Genomic DNA, 21,312 nt, shown 5'->3' on the forward strand with positions numbered 1-21,312 from the left:
ATAAAATGAAACTCGGAGTAAATATAGACCATATTGCAACATTAAGAGAAGCCAGAAAAATAAACGAACCGGACCCACTAATGGCTCTTGAAATTTTAAAAGAAGCGGGAGCCGACCAGGTTACAACCCATTTAAGGGAAGACAGGCGCCATATTAACGATTTTGATGCTAAAAGAATAATTGAAAGCAGTTTTTTACCGGTTAATATGGAATGCAGTATTAATGAAGAAATTATAGATATAATATGCTCTTTAAAACCCCACAGAGCGACAATAGTGCCTGAAAAAAGAGAAGAGGTTACAACGGAAGGCGGACTTGATCTGTTTAAAAATGAAAAAAGAATAATTAATGCCATAGAAAAATTACATAAAAATGATATTGAAGTTTCCCTTTTTATAGACCCGGATTTTGAACAGATTAAAAAAGCAAAAAATTTAAATGCCCAAATGATAGAATTTCACACAGGAAGATATGCAAATTTACATTTGGCGCTTTTTAGCAACTTAAATCATACACCTAATAAAGTTTTTGAACAAATGGATAGAATTACACTAAAAAAAGAATTAGACCTTGAACTTGATTTAATAAAAGACGCTTCAAAATTAGCAAAAGATTTGGATTTGGAAGTGGCCGCAGGGCACGGACTTAATTATCAGAATGTAAAAGAAATTGCAGATATTCCCGAAATAACCGAACTGAATATAGGTCACAGCATTATCGCCAATTCCATTTTTATGGGATTAAAAGAAGCCATTATTAAAATGAAAGAAATTATTTCATAAAAACTCCTTTTCATACCATCTGCTGAAAAGATATAAACTCCATAAATGCTGTTTATATCTCTTATGGCCTGTTTTTATAATTTCTTTTAAATATTCTTCGTTAAAAATTTTATTTTTTCTATTTATATCAACAATTTTTTTCAGTTCGTTTTCTTCTTTTAACCACTCCAGAAAAGGAAAAGCAAATCCCTTTTTTCTTCTGTTAACAATTTCTCCGGGCAGATATTTTTGGGCTATTTCTTTTATAATCCATTTTTCACTTCCTCTTAAATTTTCTTCTAAAGAAAACACAAAATTCACCAAGTCCCTGTCTAAAAAAGGGCTTCTTGTCTCTATAGTATTACTCATAAACATTTTATCAAGTTTATTTAGTAAAACTTCTCCAATCCATACTTTCAAATCAAAATAGGTAAAATCAAAACTGCCCCACCCTTTTAAAAACCGTTTATAATCAACCTCTTTTGCCCTGACTTTCAAGACCCTGTTTATCTGCCTTTGAAAAAAAGTTTCGTTTATTCCCCTGAAAACATCTTCATTTGCAAAAAACCGCCTGAAAACCTCCCACTCTTTTATATCTTCATAATGCCTCTCAAGATATTTTTTAAGCCATTTTTTATTGGGCAGATATGCGTTTAAAAAACCTTCATATTCTTTATATCTTCTGTAGCCCAAAAACAGCTCGTCACTCCCCTCACCGCTTAAAACAACTTTTAGCGGGATATGTTTTGCAAGAAACCTTGCGGCAAAAAAACTACTGTCAGCAATCGGCTCGTCCATATAAAAAAGAGTTTTTTCAAAATTTTCAAAAAAATTATTTTTAGTAAAATTCACTTCAAAATGCTCTGAATTAATATGCTTTGCCGCAATTTTTGCATAATTTCTTTCATCATAATTATCATATCCATCATAACCGACGGAAAAAGTTTTAAGCTTTTGGAATTTAGAAGTAATTGCCCCGATAAGACTGCTGTCCACCCCTCCGCTGAGAAGCGAACCAATTTCAACATCCCCCTGAAGCCTTTTTTTTATGCTTTTAATAAGCAATTTTTCAACTTCTGTACAAACATTTTCCTTTTTCCATTTTCCATCGTGGCCGCTTTTCAAGCAGCCAGATGAGCAAGGCTCATTTTCCACTCTTTCAAAGTCGTACCATATTTTTATTTCTCCGTCATAATAACAACCCGCCGGAAGTTTATAAATTTCCTGATATATTGTATTGGGAGCGATGGAAGAATTGTATGCAAGATACTCAGCCAATGCATTAAAATTTAATTTCTTCCCTGTAAAAGGCAATATTGCTTTAATTTCACTTGCAAAAATACCTGTTTTTGTAAAATAAAGAGGCTTTTTACCAAATTCGTCTCTAAATAAAAAAAGCTTTTTGTCATAAACTGCAATTGCAAACATACCCTCAATTTTTTTCACAAAATCCACTCCAAATTTTTCCCAAAGCTTTGCAATTACTTCTATTTCAGTTTTTACATTTAAATTATATTTTTTTATTAAATTTTTATAATTATAAATTTCGCCGTTAAATACAAAAATCCTGTTTTCTACTTTTAAAGGCTGCATATTGATATTTACATTTTCAATTGCCAAACGGTTAAATCCGAAAACACCGCTTCTGAATTCAACAATATTTTGAAAATCCCTGCCTCTGTGAATCATCAAATCAAGGGCTTTCTTTACTTTTTTTAAATCATAACTGCCTATTATCCCAAATATTGCACACAAAATATTCCTTTTTTGATAGAATTCTAACAAAAAGGAAAGAAATGAAAGAAGTTTTCAAATATACCTTTATAACATTTGCGCAGTGGCAAAAATTATTATTTGTTATTTTGATTGTATCAATTTTTACGCTCATTGAAGCATATCCCGTAATCAGTATTATCGGATTTATTTTAGAAAAAATAATATATTTAAGTATAGGCGGTTTTTTAATTTATCTTGTAAACAACACAAAAAATACAGACGAATATTTCCATAATTTAAAAATTCAGCCGATAAGCAGTTTTTTATTCCATTTTATCCCTACCGCAATCGGAATTTTAACAGGTAATTTTATCATTATTTCTTTTTGGGCTTTTTTATTTGTAATAATTTTACAATTCAGCGGGAGCATGTATCTAATGGCAGATCCGCATTCATTTTTAATAAATCTTGAAAACGCTTCTTTCATTGCTCAGATTATGCTTGGAATTTATTTAATTTATTTACTTTTTTTCAGTTATATTTTTCTCGGTAAAATAGGGGAAGCTTTGAATAAAAGTGATTTTAAAGGCTCTTTTATTTCCATAATAAGTTCTTTAGTAGATTTTAGATTTTGGATAAGAACATTCAATTTCAGATATTTTATAATTTATCTTATCTGGTCTGTAAGTATTTTAATAATTTATTCAATTCTTTCATTTGCTTATTTATTTTATATTTTTCCTACAATTGCATTAAATCCAAATATAAGTTTATTAGTAATTCCTATTTTTGTAGGAATCACCACATTTATTAGCTATTTTACGTTTTTCTGTGCCCATTTCAGTTTTGTTACTACAAAGATTAATTGGCATTAACTAAAAAAATATAACGAAAAAGTAAAAAAATGACAGCGTTGCGGAATTTAGTGAAAATTTTGCGTTTAAAAAATTGCATTCAACCCGTCAGGGCGCTTGCGTTTGCAATTTTTAGCAAAATTTAAGTGGTGCTTTAGCAAAATGAAGCATTGAGCTGTCATATTTTTATCTTTAAAGTTATTTTAAAAATAATTTTTTTAATCAGTACAGATTAATTATTAAATTTTTTTTTATAAAAAATCAGGTAAGCAAATGTTACTGCAGGTACGACACTTAAGCCAAAAAGAAAACTTAATACATCAAATCTGTTTGATTTGCTTAAATATAAAAATCCTGCAACCAAAAAAACATATCCTAAAATCCTGATGATATTCATTCCGCCTTTAAAATTAAGTAAAATTGCCTCATACCATTTTAATCTGTTTTTTTTATATTTTTTAACTTCAATCTCTTCTTCATCGTCCATATTATGCGGGTCTTCATATTTTTTTAAAATATCCTCTCCTACATTGCCGTTTTGAAGATTATGCTTAACCATTCCGGCATAACCGAGAAAACTTCCTAAAATTATAAGTGAAGTCGAAAAAAAGGCAATCTGGGTATTATACAGCCAAAGCAAATTATTTTCCAAAAAACAAAAAACAATAATCCCCACATCCACTGCAAAAAGGATTTTAAAAACATTAAAAAATTCTTTCATACATACGCCTTATAAAATTTTACTCCGCCAACCCAAATTTCTTCAAGCATATTTTCTTTAATCAAATCATTAAAAATTTTTAAAGTATGCTCATCCAAAATATTTTTTACATCACTTTCACTAAAAGGTCTTTTTTTAAGTGTTTCAATAAGTTCTTCTTTTGTCAGATTTTCTATTTTATAATTAATTTTATCTCTTGTTGGAATAAAAATATTTTGATTTTTAATATTTTCTGCAAGTTCAAAAAGTTTCTCTATACTTACACCCTCAACATTATAAGCAGGGGGTCTGTCTATTGTGGATATATCTACCCTATCCGGCTTAATATTCGCCAAAACTTTGTTTAATTTTTTAAATTCCTCATCTTTGTCATTTATACCTTTTACCACCAAAATTTCTATAATCAGTTCACTTTTGTAAATTTTCCTAAATTCAATAATTCCTTTTATAATCTCTTGAATATCGATACCTTTGGCTGGTCTGTCAATTTTTTTGAAAATATTTGGGCTTACGGCATCAAGGGAAAGTTTTACAATATCAAGTTTTTTTAAGGAATTTTGAGTTTCTTTTTTCATAATGGTGGAAGAATTACTTAAAATTAAAAGTTTTTTATTTAATGTTTTTAATTTACCGATAAGTTCATCTAAATAAGGATAAAGAGTGGGTTCACCGTTACTTGTAACAGTCAATACATCAAACTGGTATTTTTGTACTGCATCTTTTACTTCATTAAAAATATCATCTACTTTTGGAGGATTGTCATAATTATTAACCGGTTTAGCCGGAGATAATTCACAGTATATGCAGTCAAAATTACATCTTTTTTTATCAGGGCTTAAATCAATTCCAAGGCTCATACCAAAACGGCGGGAGGCCACAGGGCCGAATATATATTTCATATTTCACTTCCATTTTTCATTATACATTTTTCATTATACATTTTTTTAATGAGCTCCTTTATGCATATAATAAAGTGCAAGGGCTAACGCTAAAATACTGCCGGCAAGATAAAGCATTTCAAGGGGTGTTGAAAAATTCATATGAATTACTTTTTTAAAAAAGCTTACAATCAACACCATTACGACAACTTTTCCGAGTTTGTCTTTAAGCTCATCTAAACTGTGAATTGCAAGAATTTTACTTCCTGTTTCACTTCCTTCTGCATCATCAATTTTGGAAATAAAAAGTTCATATAGCCCAAATGAGAATAAAAGCATCACCACCGCAATCAAATACAAATCAACAGCACCTATAAGCCCTCCTATAAGCAGTGAATGGAAATTTTGGGGATGATAATGCGCAAAAAAGAATTTATAAGTCACAACCACCATATCCCAGACATCATAACTCGCAACCGCAAATAAAGCTATTGCACCGAACATTCCAAAAATTACCGCCAGTATTACTATTATCCGGCTGTTCCAAAGGGTACTTTCAAAAACTGCTTCAATTAAATTTCTTTTTTCCATTATTTCTCCATTTCTATCCATTTTTTTGCAATTCTCACGGCGTTTGTTGCAGCACCAACCCTTAACTGATCTGCAACATTAAAGAAATGAAGAATATTATCATCATATAAATCTTTTCTGATTCTTCCCACATACACATAATCGGTATCCGTAGCAATTACAGGCATAGGATATTCATTTTTTTCGGGATTGTCTATTACCTTTACATCTTCAAAATTTGCCAAAACTTCCCTTGCCTTTTCAACAGACACTTCTTTTTCACAATAAATACTAATGGATTCACTATGGCTTCTAAGAACCGGAACCCTCACGCAGGTTGCAGCCACTTTAATATCAGAATGTAATATTTTATTGGTTTCATTTACCATTTTCATCTCTTCTCTCGTAAAACCGTTATCCATAAATTTATCTATATGGGGAATTACATTAAGTGCAATCTGATATTGAAAAACTTCCCTTTCTTCCACTTTTTTATCCAATTTGAAATTAAAAACCGCCCTCATCTGTTCCAGCAGCTCTTCCATACCTTTTTTACCGGCACCGCTTACAGCCTGATAAGTGGCCACATCCACCCTATTTATATTAAATTCTTTATGCAGCGGTGCAAGAGAAATCACCATTTGAATAGTCGAACAGTTGGGATTGGCGATAATTCCTGTTTTTTTCCATAATGCAATATCCCCGGAATTCACCTCAGGTACAACCAAAGGAACATCCGGATTCATCCTGAAATAACTGGTATTGTCTATTACAACAGCCCCCGCTTCGGCTGCACACGGTGCAAATTTTGCACTCACACTCCCTCCCGCAGAAAAAAAAGCAATGTCAATTTCTTCTTCTTTGAATACATCACAGGTTAATTCTTTTACTTTTAATACATCACCTTTAAATTCAACCTCTTTTCCAACACTTCTTGCACTTGCAAGGGGAACAAGCTTTTTTACAGGTATTTCATATTCTTCTATAGCCCTTAACAACTCTTCTCCCACCGCTCCTGTCGCTCCTACTACTGCTACGTTAAACATTAATTCTCCTTATAATAAAAATAAATTTTCTTTTTTTATAACTTTTTCGCTTAAAATTGCCGCTCTTTCAATTATATTGATAAGCTCCCTTATATTTCCTCTGAATTCATAATTCAAAAGAGCTTCTTTTGCCTCATCGCTCAAATTTTTTTCTTCCAAACCGTATTCATTAATTGTTTTTTTAAGTATATCTTTTGCAATTGGAATTATATCTTTTTTTCTCTCTCTAAGCGGTGGGATTTTGACAGGAATTGTAGCAAGCCTGTAATATAAATCTTCCCTGAATTTATTGTTTTTTATCATTTCATCAATATTTTGATTTGTAGCACTTATTATTCTTACATCAATTTTAGTCGGTTTTGTGCTTCCAAGCCTGTTTATTTCTTTTTCCTGAAGCACCCTAAGGAGTTTTGCCTGAAGATTAAAAGGCATTTCAGCTATTTCATCTAAAAAAAGTGTCCCGCCCTGGGCCAGTTCAAAAAGTCCCGGTTTTGAAGCGGTAGCATCTGTAAAAGCCCCTTTTTCGTATCCGAAAAGCTCACTTTCTATTAAATTTTCAGGAATTGCACTCATATTAATTGCAATAAATTTACCGCTCCTGCCGCTGTTTTCGTGAATAAATTTAGCAAATTCCTCTTTTCCGACCCCGCTTTCGCCAAGAAGCATTACACTGGCCATTGTAGGCGCCACTTTTTTAGATATATTTAAAACTTCTTTTGTTTTTTCATCTTCGGCAATAAAAGATGGTTTAACCGCAGCTTTTTTACCTTTTGTTTTAGTTACAACTTTTTGGTTTCTCTCAATTGCCGCAATTAAATCCTCGATTTCAAAAGGCTTTGTCAAAAAATCCTTAACCCCGAGCCTTAATGCCTCAATCGCCCTGTTTAACGTGGCGTTTCCCGTAATTAAAATTACTTCATATTTACCGTTTAATTCTTTTGCAAAGTCAATACCATCCATTTTAGGCATTGTAATATCAGAAATAATTAAATCTATTGAATCATTCAATTTTTTAAGTGCGTCAATAGCATTTCTAAATTCAACGACTTCATATCCTTCGGATTTAAGTGCAAGTGAGAGAGATTTTCTCATATTTATATCATCTTCAACAACAGCTATTTTCACTTAAAAACCTTTTTTTAATTTTTATAAATTATAAGGAAAAATTAAAAGGTAGTCAAATGAAATTAAATAAACAGGATAAGAAGTTTACTTTTTTAATATACTCATTTTTTTAAAGAGAAGTATAAAAAAGTTTAACTGTTAACCAAACCTCTTCTTAATCTGTCTCCACGGCAGCATGTCCAAGATTATACGGAATTTGTGCCCGATAGTGATTTGGTGACATATTAAACCATTTTTTGAATGCCCTTGAAAAAACACTAATCTCCGTATAACCCAGGTACAGAGCGATTGTGGCAATATCAAGACTAAAATTGTGCAGGTAATGCAAAGCAAGTTTTTTGCGCACCGATTCAAGAAGTTTTGTATAAGAGTACCCTTCTTTTTTAAGATTATTTTGCAGAGTTCTAACAGAAACTGATAACTTTTTAGCTATAAACTCTATACTTATCCCATTATTTCCAATATGTATCAGAATCTGTTTTTCAGTCCGTGTATGCCAAGAGTTATCGTAAAGGTCTTCAATTATTTTCTTTGCCTGCTGTTCAAAATATTTTACCATCCCTTCATTTGGAGTTTGCAGCTCAACACAAAGCTTCTCTTTTGAAAACACAAGGGCATTTTCATAGGCATTAAATATTAACTTTTTTCCAAAAAGCCGATGATACTCTTCCGGTTCTTCTATCTCATTATGTTGAAAATAGGCATATTCCGGTTCAATATTCACTGCCGAAAGTTGTCTTATAAGGCTAATTACGGCAGCAAGATGAATTTCACTTTGATACCGGTTTAAAGCAACTAAAGGATTATTATAAAGATGAATGGCCAGTTTGTAACCTTTTTTAGTTTCTGTAAGAATAAACTCAAGGTTTTTACCTACTAAATGTGAATAATAACAAAGTTTTTCAAGCATTTCACTTACGGTTGCGGTATTGCTGAGCATATATCCAAGCAGTCCTAAAGATTGTGGGGAAGAAGCTTCTCCAAGATGAAGCGCTAAAAAAGGGTCATCACAAAGTTGTGAAGCCTTTTGAAAAAGAAAACGCAATTTAGAGCTTTTTATATATGAATGTTCCTTTGTAAAAATCTTCCGATCAATTCCCACAGCTTTTAATAAAAAATTGATGTCTATTTTATAATGTTTTTCTAACATTAATAAAACATATTGCAGAGTAATTACTGAAACATGTTCCAATTTTATCCTTTTTTTTCGCAATTTATCAAAAATATTTCTTTTTTTGTATATATAATTATACTGAATTTATTGGATAATAAGTGTAAAAAAGGATTGAAAATGGATAAAAAACCGAGAATAGATGAAAGATATACCAGCTTTGCCAATATAGATTGCTTTACTAATGCATGCAATGTTATCGGACACATGTTAAGAATCACAAAACAGCCGAATATGATGAATGCATACTGGGAAAAATATATTCCGCAAATTCCGGAAGCATATTTTAAACCTGAAAATAAAAATTTACAAAAAGAGGATGTTTTATATTTTGTATGTTCTAAGAAATTTTATCTTGAAGAGCTGTTTGAAGATGCCGAAGATGAAGCTGCACTTGCTGCATTAAGTGTTTGCGAATTAGAATGTTGTTAATACAACACCTATGATAAGATTTTTATAAAGTAACATTTGTTCTTTCAATCTTTAAATGCCTCTTTTACAATTTCAATACTTCACATAATAAGGGGATCAGGATTTTACTTTTTCTTGACATTAAATTCCAAGGGCTTAACGCAAGTTTATCTAATTTTGCTTTAAGACTTAACGACCTTGAAAACAGAGCTTTTGATATAGTTTGCAAGTATTTAGAAATAAATAACGATATAACAATAACATACCCTAAAACTTTCAGCATAATCGACACGCAAAAAGAAATAACGGTATTACAAGAAATGAAAGAACTTGTAAATTCTCCGACTTATTTTAAACTTAAAGCAATGCAAATAATAAGCAACGATTTAAACACTATTGACCCGGCAGATTTTGCGATTATTGCAAGTGAAGTGGAAGACAGTTTTAAGGAAACTTAAGCGGTTTCTGCTATTCTTTTGTTAAGATTATTTAAAATAATTTCTTTCAATTTCTTTAAAAATAGTTTATCACTCCCTTGACTTTTATCTTTTTCTATAATCTTTAATGCTTTTTTATCAAGTTCTATAACTTCTTTTTTGTTTTCAAAAGGAATTAATGCCTCTCTATCAGCTAAAAATAGATGTCCTTCTCCAAAATCACTCTCCCAAGTTTTTATATCTATCTTGTAACTTTTTAAAAGCTCTTTTAATTTTTTCATTTATTTTTCCTTTTCTAATTTCTCCGCCTACTTCTTTATGTAATTCTTCAAAACTTTTCTCATCAGGCTTAATTTTATAACTTGTCATAATTTCACCATTTTCATTAAAAACAACAACCCAATTATCTTTTTTATTATAGCACAAATTATCCCAACTGTTCTTATGAATTGCTAAAATATATGTATCCGCTTCAATTATACAATCTAACGTTTTCAAAATATAATCTTCTTCATTTGTAATATGTCCTAAATTTTTTCTTTTTACTATATGATTTTTAAATTTCTCTTTACTCATCCATAATTTATAAAAATCTTTTTTAACATTTTTTATTAATTCCACTCTTTTTAAAATTTTATTTTCAATTTCCAATTCTCTTCTTTTTTCAAAATTATATTTCCTATTGCTAAATAAATCCGCATATTTCCTTATCGGATACTTCGGTCTGATAGTATTAAAAATCTTTTCAATATCTTCGCCCTGCTTAAACCTGTTCAGCATATCGTAAGTGCCGAGTATTTCTCTCTGCTCTCTTTCGTCAAACTCATTCATTGTATCCTGCACGGTTTGTTTCCAGCTTTTCCTTTTGCCTGTAACTTTGCCGTAATACGGGGCATAAATACATCTGCAGTGAGGATGCAACGGTGTAGTCCTCATTTCCGCTTTTGGAACTATCCCACGACCAAATCCCATATTTAAATTTGCATAAAAATCACATATATCCGTTTTTGGATACTAAATGTTCACTATTTCAATACTCCAATTGTATCGGTTTAATCTGATTATATAGCGCTTGAGCTATTAATTATTTTAGAATTTCAATACTCCAATTGTATCGGTTTAATAATCCTAAATACCATTCTTTATAACTTCTTGTGTATATTTCAATACTCCAATTGTATCGGTTTAATGCTATTAGACTTTTTAACTTTTAATTCTGGTATGGCGATTTCAATACTCCAATTGTATCGGTTTAATACGAAAATTTAGAAAAAATAACAGATACTAATAAAACATTTCAATACTCCAATTGTATCGGTTTAATGTTTTGCGGTAATTGAATATCTTAGTTTTGAATTATATTTCAATACTCCAATTGTATCGGTTTAATGTTTTGCGGTAATTGAATATCTTAGTTTTGAATTATATTTCAATACTCCAATTGTATCGGTTTAATTTCTTCAAATTCTTCCAGCACATTTATTGCACTATATTTCAATACTCCAATTGTATCGGTTTAATAATTGCAAAAACTCAAATTTTTTAATTTTTACAAAAATTTCAATACTCCAATTGTATCGGTTTAATCGTTTCGATTACCTCATCATCGCTTTTTTTAAATTATTTCAATACTCCAATTGTATCGGTTTAATAAATATGAGCTTGGAAGATTTGCGATAAATGGCATAAATATTTCAATACTCCAATTGTATCGGTTTAATTTTGCGATTTTATGCAAGACATTTAGTAAGCAGTGAAATTTCAATACTCCAATTGTATCGGTTTAATCTTAATCCATCTTTTTATTATTTGTTATTTAGTGGATTTCAATACTCCAATTGTATCGGTTTAATCATAACTGCTCCTTTGATTGTTTTAAAAATTAAAAAATTTCAATACTCCAATTGTATCGGTTTAATATAATATACTTTATACTTTTTATTAGAATATAGTTATTTCAATACTCCAATTGTATCGGTTTAATATTGTTACATTCAAGTCTTTATTTGTTTTTTCAAATTTCAATACTCCAATTGTATCGGTTTAATAAAGCAGGTGTGTATACACGTAAAGAGATAACAGTAATATTTCAATACTCCAATTGTATCGGTTTAATTCTCCACCTAAATCATAGATTTTAGATGGAGAATTCTTATTTCAATACTCCAATTGTATCGGTTTAATCTTCGATTTTTGCATCAAGTAAAGATGCAATTTCTTCTTTATTTCAATACTCCAATTGTATCGGTTTAATTATGAAAGAGTATGTTTATGCGTATGACTTTGAGTATATTTCAATACTCCAATTGTATCGGTTTAATAAATAAGTGAAGAAGTAGCAAATTATCTTAAAAATAATCTATTTCAATACTCCAATTGTATCGGTTTAATTGGATTTTTAAGTTTTATGTTTTTAAATTCAGCAGTTTTATTTCAATACTCCAATTGTATCGGTTTAATAACAGAGAAAAGGTTTATAAGTGCCTTTTAGAAAAATTTCAATACTCCAATTGTATCGGTTTAATACTTTAACTCTATTCATACCCTAACTCCCTTAAAATATTTCAATACTCCAATTGTATCGGTTTAATGTACCATCATTCCTTGTAGTTGGGTCTATATCTTTATTTCAATACTCCAATTGTATCGGTTTAATATTAAACAAAATTTCAATACTCCAATTGTATCGGTTTAATAATTTCAATACTCCAATTGTATCGGTTTAATAGTTTCAATACTCCAATTGTATCGGTTTAATAGTATTTCAATACTCCAATTGTATCGGTTTAATCTTCTTATTTCAATACTCCAATTGTATCGGTTTAATATAGATTTCAATACTCCAATTGTATCGGTTTAATGCATCAAATTTCGGGCTTTTTGAAAAGTAATATCCCGAAAATTGGGGTTTTTCCAACCAAATTCAAAAAAAAATTAAATTTTCAAAAATCTTTTTCTAATTACGATTTTATCGATATTTGAGAATATTGTCAAGAAAAAAAGGTTGGAAATCAGATAAAAAGATTATTCTCTTTTTTACCAATTGTATCTTCTAAAAAGCTCTCTTTATTTTTAAGTTTTATTAAAGTTATAAAATCAAGTTCTTCATCTATGACTTTTTTAAGTTCTTTTTGAAGTTTAATTAAATTACTCGGCGATATTTCACCTCTGAAAACAGATTTTTGATGATGATTTAGATATTTTTTGCAGATTTTAAAAACCTTATGCACCCTTCTTTTTCCGGCTTCACTCTCTTCATCAGCAATATCATACATCAAAAAAACATAATTAACTTTATAATCTTTTTTCATCTCTTTTCCTTCAAGCTAAAAGGTTTAAATGGTTTATTTTGAATTAAAAATTTAATAAGTTTGTACCCATCAAGCTTAATAGCACTGTTGTAACTCACCATTCTTTTAAGTGTTTTATGTTTAAATTTTTCATTTAGTCTTTCCTCAAAAGCACTTATAAAAATTTTTTTGCCTTCTTCATTTAAAAGGGCATAATTAAATTTTTTATCAAAATGTTTTTCAACTCTCAGTTTTTTTCTGTTTACCAAATCAAAAATACTTCTAAAAACAATCACGGGCTTAAATGCTTCGCTTAAATCAAGGCTCAGACTAAACCTGCTTTCACTCGGAGTATGCAGAAAGCTAATAGACTGGTCTAAATGTGTCTTATAAATTGCACTTACTGTTTTAGTATAAAGCAGGGTATTGCCAAAAGAAATCAAAGCATTCATAGGATTATCAGGCGGTCTTTTAACCCTTTTATTAAACAAAAATTCCTCAGGCAAAAAATATTTGAAACTATCATAAAACCCAGCCCATATATTTCCTTCGATAAATAAAAGTTTATTGATATTATCCACTTTTTCAATAAACCTTGGAATATTCTCTCTTAAATATCTCAAAAATTCTTGAAGTTCATTTTTACCGTGCCTGAAATAGTGATACAAAACTTCATATATATTTTCACTAATCCCTAAAACAATCGCTTTTGCAATAATTAATCTTTCATTTTCATATGCTTTAACCTGTTTAATAGTCAAATTTCCACTAATATACTTTTCTTTTGGATAAAAACTCCCACTGTAATTTCCAAAATAATTAAAAAAATGCAAAACTATCCCAGCCCTACTGCAAAAATCCAAAAATTTTGAATTAAGACTTACTTCATTCATAAAATATATTTCCCTTACCGCCTCAACAGGAATATATTTCCACCCCTTTTCATTTCTAAAAGCAATTGAATTATCTTTTCTTTTAATTTCACCCATTGAAAAAATATATTTTGTTTTCATCCTATCCCTCACAAAAAACAAAATTCATAATAAGCACATTTTTTGCATTTACTCTCAAACACAGGCTCAGGCATAGGTAAACTCAGCAGATTTTCAATCTCTTTTATTATTTCTAAAAGCCTTTTTTCATTTTCATCGTTAAGTTCTATTTCAATTCTTTTTTTGTTTTGTTTTCTCTTTTCAAAAACTTCAAGCTTGCCTTTTTTTATAATTCCTTTTTGTTTAAGTCTGTATAAATAAAAAAGCAATTGCCATTTTGCCGCTTCCAAATCAGAATCACTCTTTTTTACTTCAATTACATAATCTTTTGTGATTTTATCTACTTTTATATTTTCGAAACTAACTTCATTTACTTTTGTTTCATCTATTTCGTGCAAAACCTTACCAATTCTAACATCTTCGCTGTTATCTTCAAGATTTATTTTATTATAAAAAAGCCAAAGTTTAGTTTTGCAGATAAAGTAGTATGAGATTAGCGTTCCCGTGAGGTCTACCAAAACAACCCTTCAACCCTATCTTTAACAAACTCAACTATTTTTAAACTACCAGTATCTTTGTCAAAAAATTCATTTGTGGATAGATAAATACCAAGTGCGTTTTCAAAATTTTCTTTTATCGTTGAAATAACTATATCTTTATCACTATCTTTCCAATAGTAAAAATTTTGATTGACCGTATATAAACTTACATTTTTCTTAATTTTTGAATATTTGCTTTCAATCTCTTTCATATTTTTTTTTTTATTTCTCTTTTTCGTTTATCTAATTCCACTAATTTTTCCCATAATTTTTTAGCTTTATCATCTAAAGGTATGAAAAAACTAAAACTAAGCGGTGATTCTTGAATAAGTTTAAAATTTTCATCAATATTTTTAAAATTTAATTCATTTAAATCTTTATCTATTATTTTATTATTGGGTTGTGAGTTATAGTATTTATCCAAAATTTTTTGTTCATATACATCTTTTTCATTAATCTTTTTGTATTTATCAAGTATATTTATAGTTTGTTTAATATCAAATTGATTGTATATTTTATAACCTTCAAACTCTTTATTATTAATAAATCTTGCAATTTTGATTATATCAGCTTTTCCAATCTCTTGTTTCTCTCCACTTCTATTTCTTCTTCCCATTGATTGAATAATCAAATCAAGTGGTGCTAATTCTTCAAAGCCATCTTCTAAAGATATATCAACACCTGCTTGAATTAATTGGGTTGCTACAACAATTTGTTTTATACCATTTTTTGAGTTTTGTTTTATTTTTTTGATAATAGATTTTCTAACAATTGGTGCAACAGCACTTGTGAGTAAAAATATGTTATTTTTAGCATAATTACTATCTATTTTCATAAGATATTCATATATATCATTTGCAATATTTACAGTATTTACCCTAAAAAGTAACTCTTTATTTGTTTTAAGTTTTTGATCTATTTTTTCATATAAGCTATCTTGTGAATATGTTTTTGAAATATCTATATTTATTTCATATCTGTTGAAAAAGTTATCTATCTCTTTTTGTTCTAATATCTCGTTTATTTCTTTAAATGTATAGCTATCTTTTAAAATCTCTTTTTTAATATTTGGAAAAGTAGCACTTGCGACAATAATTTTACAATTAAAAATTTCGCTCATAAATTTTAAAAATTTAGTAATTGTATACATATGTTTTAGTGGGATTAATTGAACCTCATCTATTAGAATAACACTATTGATAAATTGGTGAAATCTTTTTAAGAGAGCATTTTTTCTTTTAAAAATTCCATAAAATAGCTGGTGAAAAGATGTAACTATAAAATTACTTTCTAATGTATCTAATAAAAATTGTTTTTTATCTATATCATATTCATCACTACTATTGTCATTTATTTCAAATTCTCCACTTAATGAATGCTTTTCTAAAAATAATCTATTATCATTTGTATCAAATCCCATAAAATTTAAAAGTTCTTTTAAGATAGAAGCATTCTGCTCTATCAATGTGATAAATGGGAGTAAATAAAAAACTCTTTTATTTTTATCTTTTTCTTGTATCATCATAGCAAGCTTATAAAGCAAAAGTGTTTTTCCTGCTCCTGTTGGAAGTTTTATAAAAAATATTTTATTAGAGCTAATATTTTTATTTTCAAACTCTTTTATTAAACTTTTGTAAATTTTTTCTCTAATATTATCAAGTGGAGTTTTATTTTTATTTTTGAAATAATTGCTTTTAAATTTTTCAACTTTATTAGAATCTATTCTCAATTCATCAAAAGTTTTTAAAATGTTATCTCTAAAAATTGCATCTTCTTTGTCTGCATAAATGAGTAATGAAAAAAGCACCATAAAAATAAAAATATCATTATCTTTATAATCCTTAAACCTAAAAAAATATGGGTCTATATAATCAATATCTTCCATAAAAACTCTATTTTTATATTCATTTAGAAATTTTTCAAACTTTTCTGTGATATTTTCTAATTTTAAAAGTTTATAGTAGATACTATCTACTTCTTTACTATTTTTCTTTATACCTTTAAAAATTTCTAAAATTTTTTCTAATTCATCAACTTTTTGCATCTCTTCTGAATTATCTAAATTAAGATGATGATACCTAATAGCCATAAATACAAATGAAGCTAATCTTTCATCAAGTTGAAATTCATTAATAGCAACAAAATATCCAAAAAATGCAGAAATTAAACCATGTTCAGAAAGCTTTTTTTCTTTTATGCTTAAATTATCCTTTTTTAATTTATTTTGAAAATATATAGAAGTTTTTCCAAAATCATGACAATAACAAGCTATTTTTAACAATTGTTTAAACTCATCTTTTGAAATATTTAATAGTTTAAAATTAATATCAAGTTCATCAAATTTTTTTTTAGCTTTTTTATAAACTTCTCTTAAGTGAACTATCAATTTTCTATCTGGTTCAGTATGAGAAATCAAACTAAAAGAATTGATAGAGTCTATCTTTTTCATCTTTATACAATTTTCCTTTTAATTTATCTTTATTTGTAATTTCTATTACATAATCACCAACAAAACTTATTATCTCTTTTGTTCTTGGCAAACTTCTATCTTGGTTAAAATAAACAGGAATTAATTCATTATAAAATGTTACCGGTTTGTTAATTTTAAATTTGATAAAATCCTTTTCAAATGAAGTATATAAGTTATTATTGATATTTTTTGCTAATTCAACATCAAATTTTTCACTAAACTCAATTTTTGCAAACAAAGATTGTAAGCCAAGATATGGATTATAAACAAATCTATTATTTTTTAACCTATCAATTAATTCCTTTTTTATTTTATCATCATCAATAATTAAAAATATTTTCCATTCCATATCTTTTAAAAATTCAAATCTTGTTGGACTCCTCTGTCCTCTTTGGGGAGGATTTCTTAATGGATTTTCATTAAAAGTAAATTTTGCACTTTTCCCTTGCATTAAATTAATTCCAATCAGATCTTTTTTAATTTTTGGGGTCAATAATTTTACTGAATACAAAAATTTTTCAAATGGTAATTTTTCTATATATTCATTTTTACCCCACCCCATTATAGCCCCAATCATTCCTAAAATTGCAGTTTTAGGCGGTATTACAAATGATTGAGGCTGAGAGTTTGCAAAAGGCTTTTTAAAAAGTGCATAATCACCATTTAAATTAAAACTAATTACCTCTTTTATCATTTTAAAGCTCACTTATAGTTTTACCTTGAATAGCAAAATATTTTATTTTATCTTTTAGTTCATTATCAACTTTTAAAAAATCTTTTTCAAAAGAAAATGTATCAATGTAAATTTTTACATTTTCTATCAAATCTTTTGAGTTATTTAAAAATTTGATAAGTTCATCAAAATTTAAATCATCTTTCATATCGTCAAATTCTCTATATTTAAATTTTTTTTCATTTTTTAACTTTATAGAATACTCAATATCAGGGATTTTATAGTAATCATCATTGTATTCTATCTCAATCAAAAGCCTTGATTGTTGAGAGTTTTTTGAACGAGTATTTTTATTGTTTATTTCATTCCAAAGTGCTATTTTCATCTTTTTCAAATCTTCTTCTTTGACTTTATTTTCTATACCAGTAGTTGGGTTAAAATAGCCTACACAAGAAAAAAGCCCATAAGGAAGATAACTATATGTTGCTATTGCTCCTTGTGCATTTCCTTCACTACTTACCATTATTGATGTGTTTTGAGTTATTGGCAGGTAAACTTTATTTAGAGTTCTGTTAAACATTTTAAATTGAACTGCACCTGTTGCTTGAGTATTATATTCATCATTTTTTCCAGCAACTACAACACCAAACAATCTTACATCTATACATTTTTCTTTTAGTTGTTCTAAATTTTTTACGATATCAAATTCTTCTGTTTTTTTACTTTTCTTTACAACTTCCATTTTTTCAGATGATAATTCCACTGCTCTTGAACCAGTTGTTTTTTTGCCACTTTTATCAGAATAAAAAACTGTTTCATCTTCGTAATTATTATCAATGAAGTCACGAATATATCTTTTTAACCTTACATCAGATACTAAAGCAGTTTGAGTATCTTCATCATATCTTTGTTCACCTGTAAATGGATCTCCATTTGGAATACAATCTTTTGCATCATATAAAAACAAAAATTCTCTTTTATTTAGTTTTCTAATATCACTCATTATTTTCTCCTTCATTTTGTGGATTTGAATCTTGTTCAGATTTTACATTATTATATAACTCATTTCCTAAAAATAGCCCAAATATAAATTCATCTTTATTAAAAGTTACATTAGTTAAATGAATCATTTGCATTGTTGCTAATTTTATATTTATACTTTGCAATCCTTCATATTCATGAAATTTTGTTTTTGCAAAAATTTCGTTCATAAATGCTTCTACTGAATTTAGATTATTTCTTTCAATTCTTTTACCAACAAAAGATAAAATTTTTTTATCATAACCGTTAATTGACCAACTAAGTATTTGTAAACTTAGCCCAACACAAACTCCAAGTTTCATAGATGGTGAATCTTTTACTAAATTTGCATTATTTAAAAAGTAGGTTAGTTTTTCTTCATAAGTTTGACCAACAAAAAAATCTATGCTTTTTTCATCATTGTTCATTTTGATTTCTCCTTTATTTATTTCATTAATCCAGTTCAAAAACAACAAATGTTTAATTACTGTGCCATAATAGTATTTGTCTTTACTGTCCTCAGATTTGCTAATGCTATATTGCATATTTTCATTCATAACAATCATTAATCTATTTATATCTATTTTATCACCCAAAGCGATTTTTCTAAAAAGTGAGGTTCTAAATTTTTTATTTGAATCTTTATAAAAAATATTATAAATATGCTGTTGCCACTTAATATTTAATGTTTTATTAAATTTTGTTTTATAAGAATCTTTTAATTTTTCAAATAATTTTATTTTTAACACTAATTGTGAAGGAATAATATCTTTTACAAACTCTATTATTTCCTTACCACCCCCAGTTTTTGCAGGTTCCCAGAAATAAAAATTCAATAAAATATCAAAACGATTTGGATTTGAAATATTTTTATCTATTAAATTTATTAATCCATCTAAATTTGATTTAGACTCTTTTATATCATTTTGAAAACTTTTTAATACATTATCATTTAAACTAGTAGCAGTAATATAACTATATAACCCCATAAAATAAAAGTTGTTATGTGTTTCTAAAAAAGTTCTTCCAATCATAAAGTCTATATAAGCTTCTTTTGACAACAAAAAGAGATTTTCGTCATCTTTAAGATTGTATTTCACATTATTTTTATCAGTAGAAAATGGATAATAAAACCCCCCACTTGGATAAGCCTTTGCTTTTTTATTTGTATATATGTTGCAATTTGAAGAGTTTTTCTTTTTTATTAATTTTGCAGAATTGTTAAATTCAATATTTTCAAAAACTTTAAATAAAAGGCTATGTTTATAAAAATACATTTGTTTGTTATTTTTCTGTATAGTTATAATTATAGGAATTTTTTTACATAGCTCGTTTATTGTTTTAGTTTCTATTTTACCTTTTAATTCTGATTTTATTTTTAATTTCGCTAAATTGGCTAATTCATCTATTTTATCAATATTAGACAAAATAGCCTTAAAATATTTTGTTATTCTTGGATAAAATGGTATCTTATTATCAATTAACATTTTTATAATTTCTGGATAAATTATTCTATCAGCATCTTTTTTAGAAACTTTTTTCCCTTTAAAGTAATTTTTTTTGATTTCTTCATATACTTTATGGTATTTTGTTTCCATAACTAAAAAATTAATAATTTGTTCTAATGTTTTTTCCTTATTCTCGTATATAAACGAGCTTGGAAAAATATATAAAATATTGCTTTTTTTACCTCTATGAACACCATATTTTAAATATAATTCATTTCCCAATTTATCATAATCTTTATCTTCAGATAAATGTCTAATTTTGCTTTTTTCATCATTATATTTAAAATCTTTACCATTCCATTCTAAAATAATTTCTACATAATATTCAGGTAAACCTTTAAAAGTAAATACTGAGCCTAGTCTATTAGATACTCTTCCAATATCTATTATTTCTTTAATCATAATACACCTTTACAAAATAACTTTAAAAGTTTATCATAAACTTTTATCCCCATTTCAAAAATCCCCCTCCAACTGCACTGTTTTTGTGCCCTAAACCTGTGCCAAGAGCCGTGAAAGCCAGCTTTTGGAAGACTTCGTCACTTCTTGGTACAATATAAAACTTCCAGCCGAAAAATTTAAGCCCTTTATAAAAAAATGTCTGGGGTTTATTGTTTTTTATTTGAATATATTCCATGAAATTATTTTCAGGTTTTAATTTTTCATTAAAGACCATTTCGTATTTTCTTATTAAATTATCCTGAAGGGCACTCATTAAATTTATTAAATCCCCGTTTTTTTGAAAAGTCCAAAAGTCTCCGTTTTTCATAACTACAAAAACAGGATTAAGTGAGAGCATATAATTTATCTTTTTATATTTTATTTTTTTAAATTCAACACCTTTAACTTTAAAAATATTGTCTTCATATAAAAACAGTGAATTTAAAACCTTTTTAGCCAAGTTTTCATCGAAAGAGCGGAAATAAATATTTCCTTTTTCAAAAAATCCTTTAGCGTCAGCTTTTCCGAGATTTGAAAAAACATAATTTTTAGGCTCATTATTTTTATGTCTTTCAAAACCTGAACTAATCAAAGAAGTGGCAATAAGTTTTGAAACAGCCTCGGGTGATTTTTGAAAGTGTATAGGGGTTTTTAAATTTACATTTATTTTTAACTCAAAAAATTTCATT

22 protein-coding genes and 1 CRISPR repeat array are annotated in these 21,312 nt (G+C 28.0%); of the genes, 4 read left to right on the forward strand and 18 right to left on the reverse strand.

All coding sequences use genetic code 11. The annotated features are described in order from the left end of the window. Positions 1-5: 5 nt before the first annotated feature. A complete protein-coding gene (locus DZ65_RS0101345; protein ID WP_024786905.1) occupies positions 6-782 on the forward strand; it encodes a pyridoxine 5'-phosphate synthase in 777 nt (258 codons plus the stop codon). On the opposite strand, the gene asnB is transcribed toward DZ65_RS0101345, so the two are convergent. Further along, positions 777-2,516, reverse strand: a complete 1,740-nt coding sequence (asnB, locus tag DZ65_RS0101350) for an asparagine synthase (glutamine-hydrolyzing) (RefSeq protein ID WP_024790540.1) — start codon at positions 2,514-2,516, stop codon at positions 777-779. The genes DZ65_RS0101345 and asnB overlap by 6 nt on opposite strands. Positions 2,517-2,557: 41 nt before the next feature. Here asnB and DZ65_RS0101355 point away from each other — a divergent pair, with 41 nt between their 5' ends. Then, positions 2,558-3,352, forward strand: coding sequence for a hypothetical protein (locus DZ65_RS0101355; RefSeq protein WP_024786907.1), 795 nt, complete (start codon positions 2,558-2,560; stop codon positions 3,350-3,352). A gap of 211 nt (positions 3,353-3,563) precedes the next feature. Here DZ65_RS0101355 and DZ65_RS0101360 read toward each other — a convergent pair whose 3' ends face one another. From DZ65_RS0101360 to DZ65_RS0101380, 6 genes are all read right to left on the reverse strand, one after another. Next, positions 3,564-4,052, reverse strand: a complete 489-nt coding sequence (locus DZ65_RS0101360) for a hypothetical protein (protein WP_024786908.1) — start codon at positions 4,050-4,052, stop codon at positions 3,564-3,566. After that, positions 4,049-4,951: a radical SAM protein gene (locus tag DZ65_RS0101365; protein ID WP_024786909.1), complete on the reverse strand. Its 903-nt coding sequence runs from the start codon at positions 4,949-4,951 to the stop codon at positions 4,049-4,051. Before DZ65_RS0101365 ends, DZ65_RS0101360 begins: the two co-directional genes overlap by 4 nt. A 45-nt stretch (positions 4,952-4,996) precedes the next feature. Then, on the reverse strand, positions 4,997-5,521 hold the full coding sequence (locus tag DZ65_RS0101370; protein ID WP_024790541.1) for a YqhA family protein: 525 nt from the start codon (positions 5,519-5,521) through the stop codon (positions 4,997-4,999). Beyond that, on the reverse strand, positions 5,521-6,546 hold the full coding sequence (locus DZ65_RS09700) for an aspartate-semialdehyde dehydrogenase (RefSeq protein ID WP_035908003.1): 1,026 nt from the start codon (positions 6,544-6,546) through the stop codon (positions 5,521-5,523). The genes DZ65_RS0101370 and DZ65_RS09700 overlap by 1 nt, the downstream gene beginning before the upstream one ends. Positions 6,547-6,555: 9 nt before the next feature. Continuing rightward, positions 6,556-7,671 (reverse strand): sigma-54 dependent transcriptional regulator, encoded by a 1,116-nt coding sequence (locus DZ65_RS09705; RefSeq protein ID WP_035908004.1) that lies wholly within the window; start codon positions 7,669-7,671, stop codon positions 6,556-6,558. Between the two features lie 154 nt (positions 7,672-7,825). Continuing rightward, on the reverse strand, positions 7,826-8,863 hold the full coding sequence (locus tag DZ65_RS0101380; RefSeq protein WP_024786913.1) for an AraC family transcriptional regulator: 1,038 nt from the start codon (positions 8,861-8,863) through the stop codon (positions 7,826-7,828). Between the two features lie 99 nt (positions 8,864-8,962). Between DZ65_RS0101380 and cowN the strand changes: the two genes are divergently transcribed. Continuing rightward, positions 8,963-9,274 (forward strand): N(2)-fixation sustaining protein CowN, encoded by a 312-nt coding sequence (cowN, locus tag DZ65_RS0101385; protein WP_024786914.1) that lies wholly within the window; start codon positions 8,963-8,965, stop codon positions 9,272-9,274. A gap of 299 nt (positions 9,275-9,573) precedes the next feature. Beyond that, on the forward strand, positions 9,574-9,711 hold the full coding sequence (locus tag DZ65_RS10670; protein ID WP_156919558.1) for a hypothetical protein: 138 nt from the start codon (positions 9,574-9,576) through the stop codon (positions 9,709-9,711). On the opposite strand, the gene DZ65_RS0101395 is transcribed toward DZ65_RS10670, so the two are convergent. From DZ65_RS0101395 to DZ65_RS0101445, 11 genes are all read right to left on the reverse strand, one after another. Beyond that, complete coding sequence (locus DZ65_RS0101395) at positions 9,708-9,971, reverse strand: hypothetical protein (protein WP_024790542.1); 264 nt, start codon at positions 9,969-9,971, stop codon at positions 9,708-9,710. The two genes, DZ65_RS10670 and DZ65_RS0101395, sit on opposite strands and share 4 nt — an antisense overlap. Further along, positions 9,910-10,626, reverse strand: a complete 717-nt coding sequence (locus tag DZ65_RS0101400) for a hypothetical protein (RefSeq protein WP_024790543.1) — start codon at positions 10,624-10,626, stop codon at positions 9,910-9,912. The genes DZ65_RS0101395 and DZ65_RS0101400 overlap by 62 nt, the downstream gene beginning before the upstream one ends. A 91-nt stretch (positions 10,627-10,717) precedes the next feature. Then, a CRISPR array of direct repeats spans positions 10,718-12,551; the repeat unit is 30 nt; unit sequence ATTTCAATACTCCAATTGTATCGGTTTAAT. 150 nt (positions 12,552-12,701) lie between these two features. Further along, on the reverse strand, positions 12,702-13,001 hold the full coding sequence (gene cas2, locus DZ65_RS0101405; RefSeq protein WP_024786917.1) for a CRISPR-associated endonuclease Cas2: 300 nt from the start codon (positions 12,999-13,001) through the stop codon (positions 12,702-12,704). Further along, positions 12,998-13,993 carry a type I-B CRISPR-associated endonuclease Cas1b gene (cas1b, locus tag DZ65_RS0101410; protein WP_024786918.1) on the reverse strand — a complete coding sequence of 332 codons (996 nt, stop codon included), beginning with the start codon at positions 13,991-13,993 and terminating at the stop codon, positions 12,998-13,000. The genes cas2 and cas1b overlap by 4 nt, the downstream gene beginning before the upstream one ends. Before the next feature lie 8 nt (positions 13,994-14,001). Beyond that, positions 14,002-14,490, reverse strand: coding sequence for a CRISPR-associated protein Cas4 (gene cas4 / locus DZ65_RS0101415; RefSeq protein ID WP_024786919.1), 489 nt, complete (start codon positions 14,488-14,490; stop codon positions 14,002-14,004). After that, positions 14,484-14,723 carry a hypothetical protein gene (locus DZ65_RS0101420; RefSeq protein WP_024786920.1) on the reverse strand — a complete coding sequence of 80 codons (240 nt, stop codon included), beginning with the start codon at positions 14,721-14,723 and terminating at the stop codon, positions 14,484-14,486. Before DZ65_RS0101420 ends, cas4 begins: the two co-directional genes overlap by 7 nt. Then, the gene (locus DZ65_RS0101425; RefSeq protein ID WP_024791116.1) at positions 14,720-16,960 is read right to left on the reverse strand and encodes a CRISPR-associated helicase/endonuclease Cas3; all 2,241 of its coding nucleotides are present in this window, start codon (positions 16,958-16,960) and stop codon (positions 14,720-14,722) included. Before DZ65_RS0101425 ends, DZ65_RS0101420 begins: the two co-directional genes overlap by 4 nt. Beyond that, entirely contained in the window at positions 16,929-17,687 is a 759-nt protein-coding gene (cas5b, locus tag DZ65_RS0101430) for a type I-B CRISPR-associated protein Cas5b (RefSeq protein ID WP_024790546.1), read from the reverse strand. The genes DZ65_RS0101425 and cas5b overlap by 32 nt, the downstream gene beginning before the upstream one ends. Then, positions 17,677-18,657 carry a type I-B CRISPR-associated protein Cas7/Csh2 gene (gene cas7b, locus DZ65_RS0101435; RefSeq protein ID WP_024790547.1) on the reverse strand — a complete coding sequence of 327 codons (981 nt, stop codon included), beginning with the start codon at positions 18,655-18,657 and terminating at the stop codon, positions 17,677-17,679. Before cas7b ends, cas5b begins: the two co-directional genes overlap by 11 nt. Further along, positions 18,650-20,584 carry a hypothetical protein gene (locus DZ65_RS0101440; RefSeq protein WP_024791117.1) on the reverse strand — a complete coding sequence of 645 codons (1,935 nt, stop codon included), beginning with the start codon at positions 20,582-20,584 and terminating at the stop codon, positions 18,650-18,652. The genes cas7b and DZ65_RS0101440 overlap by 8 nt, the downstream gene beginning before the upstream one ends. A gap of 43 nt (positions 20,585-20,627) precedes the next feature. Continuing rightward, entirely contained in the window at positions 20,628-21,311 is a 684-nt protein-coding gene (locus DZ65_RS0101445) for a CRISPR-associated endoribonuclease Cas6 (protein WP_024786927.1), read from the reverse strand. Position 21,312 lies beyond the last annotated feature (1 nt).

This window comes from Lebetimonas sp. JS032 (assembly GCF_000523315.1).
In the GTDB taxonomy this organism is placed as follows: domain Bacteria; phylum Campylobacterota; class Campylobacteria; order Campylobacterales; family Nautiliaceae; genus Lebetimonas.